Origin of the sequence: Amycolatopsis rhizosphaerae, assembly GCF_007713715.1 — a bacterium.
Taxonomy (GTDB): domain Bacteria; phylum Actinomycetota; class Actinomycetes; order Mycobacteriales; family Pseudonocardiaceae; genus Amycolatopsis_E; species Amycolatopsis_E rhizosphaerae.
Genome location: NZ_VJWX01000671.1, coordinates 1 through 3,059, shown reverse-complemented (window position 1 = coordinate 3,059; position 3,059 = coordinate 1). Strand labels below are relative to the sequence as shown.

Here is a 3,059-nt window from a genome sequence, read left to right as displayed (position 1 = left end):
GGTGCTTTCGGCGTGCAGGGCGGTCATCGCCGCGCGGGCCTCGTCGGTGAACGGCAGCGCGAAGTGCCGGTAGACCGCCTCGACGGTGCCGATCGGGTCGGCGACGAAGTCGTCGTAGTAGACGTCGCAGAACTGCGCCTGCCCGTGGCGCGGCCGGTCGTCGAGGAACCTTTCGGCGCCCCGGGCCCACAGTTCCAGCTGGGAGCGGCCCACCACCTCGCCCCGGAAGGCGGTCGACCACCCCGCCGAGGCCTGCTCGTTGAGGCTGCACACCGAGGCGACGATCTCCCTCGGCGCGCGATGGGTCTGGATGACCAGCGCGTCCGGATACACCGCCAGCAGCGCGTCCAGCGCGAAGAGATGACTCGGGTTCTTCAGCACCCAACGGCGGTCCGCATCCGGCATGCCGATCAGCTGCAGGTTGCGGCGGTGCCGGGAGTAGGCGTCGGTCCAGTCCTGTTCGCTCAGCCACGCCGAGTAGGTCGGCAGGTGCGCGAGGCATTCGTAGGACACCGACTTCGCCGACTGGCGCAGCAGCTGCCAGCATTCCTCGACCTGCTCGGCCGAGGAATGGTGCACGCCGAGGAATTCCGGATGCTCCACGTGGTGCCGCTCGTACCCGGCCTGGATGCGCTGGAACACGGGATTGTCCGCCCACGTCTCGCGCGGCGGGCGCGGCTGCGGCACCTCGGTGAGCCAGACCTCCAGCCCCTGGTGCGCCGGATCGGCGGTGAGCAGCCGGTGCAGGGCGGTGGTGCCGGTCCGCGGCAGGCCGGTCACGAAGACCGGCCGTTCGATCGGCACCCGCGCGTAGCCGGGATTGTTCTTCCAAGCCGCCTCACTGAGCAGGCGCGCCACCAGCGCGCCCCTCAGGAAGGCACGGTGGATCTTGTTGCCGAAGGGGGTGAGCCGCGCGTCCCGCGCGTAGGACTCCAGCAGCACGCCGAGTCCTTCGCGGTACTCGTCGTCCCCGAAATCGTCCAGCCCGCCCGTGAAGCGCGTCGCCGAGGCGTGCAGATCCTCCAGCGTCCCCACGCTGTCGCGTCCGGTCACCTGAGTCTTCCTCTCTGATTCAAAGAGATCAGTGGTGGTATTCGCCGCCGTTGACGTCGAGGCACTGTCCGGTCACTATGCGGGCCAATGGGGAGTTGAGGAACACCACGGTGTCGGCGATCTCGTCGGGTTCGGGGAGCCTGCGCAGGTCGATGGTGGAGGCGGTCTCCTCGTAGACCTGTTCCGGGGTGACGCCGCGTTCCTTCGCCAGATAGGCGAAGTAGAACTTGAGGTTGTCCGCCCAGATGTAGCCCGGTGCCACGGTGTTGACCCGGATCCCGCGCGGGCCCAGCTCGGACGCCAGGCTCTGCGCGAGGGCCAGCAGGCTCGCCTTCGCCATCTTGTAGGCACCGAAGGTGCGCCGCGAATGCCGCAGCACCGCCGAGTTGATCATCACCACGGAGCCGCGGCCTTCGGCGAGCGCCGGGACGAACATCCTGGTCAGCCGCAGCGCCGCCAGCACGTTGGTCTCGAACCCGGCGCGCACCGCTGCCAGCTCGACGTCCATCAGGTCCATGATGGGCGGGATGGCGAACGCGTTGTGCACCAGGGCGTCCACCCGCCCGAAGGACTCCATTGTGGACGCCACGAGATGCCGCGCGTCGGCCTCGTCGTCGATGTCGGTGGGGACGACCAGCGCGCGGCGGCCGAGCCCGGTGATCTCCTTCGCCACTTCGGTCAGCCGTGATTCCGTCCGGGAGGCGAGCACCACGTCCGCCCCGGCGTGCGCGCTCCGCAGCGCGATCGACCGGCCCAGCCCCGGGCCGATCCCGGAGACCACGACCACCTTGTCTTCGAGCAGCATCAGCCCAGCATCCTCGTCGCTACGGCGGCCTGACGGGCCGCGATCCGGGTGGCGAACTCCTCCGGGGTGATCCGGGCCTGCTCGTGGTAGGGCAGCCGCCCGGCCAGCTCCGACACCGGCACCAGCTCCACCTCGGGACCGTCCTCGGCGGTGAGGTCACGGGACAGCCGCTGCCAGCGGATCTGCACGAACCCCCGCCGGTGGCCGGTGCACTCCAGCCAGTTGGCCACCCCGGGGTCGCGCTCGCTGATCACGAACCGGATCTTCCCGTCGGGGTCCACCCGCGCCTGGTCGGCGGTGAGGCTGGTCTGGTGGTTGATGTAGTCCAGCGAGATGTACCACATGCTGCCGAGCTGGAGACCCTGGTACGGCGCGTCGGACTTCGGCACCGTGACGATCATGGCCGTCTCGTCGTCGAGGTCGTAGTGCCCCACGGAGGAGAACTGCGTGCTCAGCCCGCCCGGCGTGGCCCGCGGTTCGGTCAGGGTGTTGACCGGGAGGTCGAGGTAGAACCACTTGGGGAAGGCGAGGAAGGTGTTGAGCCGCGACAGCAGCATCTTGCCCGCCACCTCGTAGCGCTTCTCCATTGTGGACAACGTGGGCGGCGGGGGTGCGTGGCCTACGGTGTCGGCGCGGTGGATGCGGATCGTGCCGCGCCGCTCGCCGGCCCAGTCGCTGTAGACCTCCCGCACCACGAGCATCGCCGAATCCGGGCCGAGGGTGAAGTAGTTCGGGCCTGCCGGGCCGGGACCGAAGCGGATCTCGTAACGGCCGTCTTTGCCGATCTCGATCTCCCGGTCGTCGAAGGCGGTGAGGCTGTCCGGGACGTCGACGGGGGAGTAGTTGCCGTTGAGCACCTGGAAGCTCAGGTCGGTGGTGGTGCCGCGCTGCCCGGTGACCACGTACTCGGCGTCCGGGCGGAGGAAGGAGTGGAAGTACAGCGTGTCCGGGTTGTCCAGGCCCATCTTGCTGTAGGGGCCGGTGGACTGGACGAAGAACGGGAAGTCGCGCTCGTAGGCCCAGGCCAGGTGCAGGCAGGCCTTCACGCTGCCGGCCAGGTAGTCGTACCCCTCGATCAGGTCCTGCTCGGTCCGCACGTGCGGCGCGCCGGTGATGATCTTTTCGGCGGCTTCGACGGCTTCGGCGAACGGTCGCGTGAGCACCGGGCCTCCCTTGGTACAAATATGTACCGCATTGGTAC

The 3,059-nt window shown here is 68.9% G+C and carries 3 protein-coding genes; all 3 read right to left on the bottom strand.

Annotated elements, in window-relative coordinates:
* The coding region (locus tag FNH05_RS35280; protein WP_144593185.1) for a sulfotransferase family protein at positions 1 to 1,053 on the bottom strand (1,053 nt) is incomplete at its 3' end.
* A gap of 28 nt (positions 1,054 to 1,081) precedes the next feature.
* Positions 1,082 to 1,858, bottom strand: coding sequence for an SDR family oxidoreductase (locus FNH05_RS35275; RefSeq protein ID WP_144593184.1), 777 nt, complete (start codon positions 1,856 to 1,858; stop codon positions 1,082 to 1,084).
* Positions 1,858 to 3,021, bottom strand: a complete 1,164-nt coding sequence (locus FNH05_RS35270; RefSeq protein ID WP_144593183.1) for a hypothetical protein — start codon at positions 3,019 to 3,021, stop codon at positions 1,858 to 1,860. Before FNH05_RS35270 ends, FNH05_RS35275 begins: the two co-directional genes overlap by 1 nt.
* Between the last annotated feature and the right edge of the window lie 38 nt (positions 3,022 to 3,059).

Bases quoted from the DNA above. Each gene is read 5' to 3' on its own strand.
- FNH05_RS35275 (WP_144593184.1), bottom strand. From the start codon at position 1,858: ATGCTGCTCGAAGACAAGGTGGTCGTGGTCTCCGGGATCGGCCCGGGG.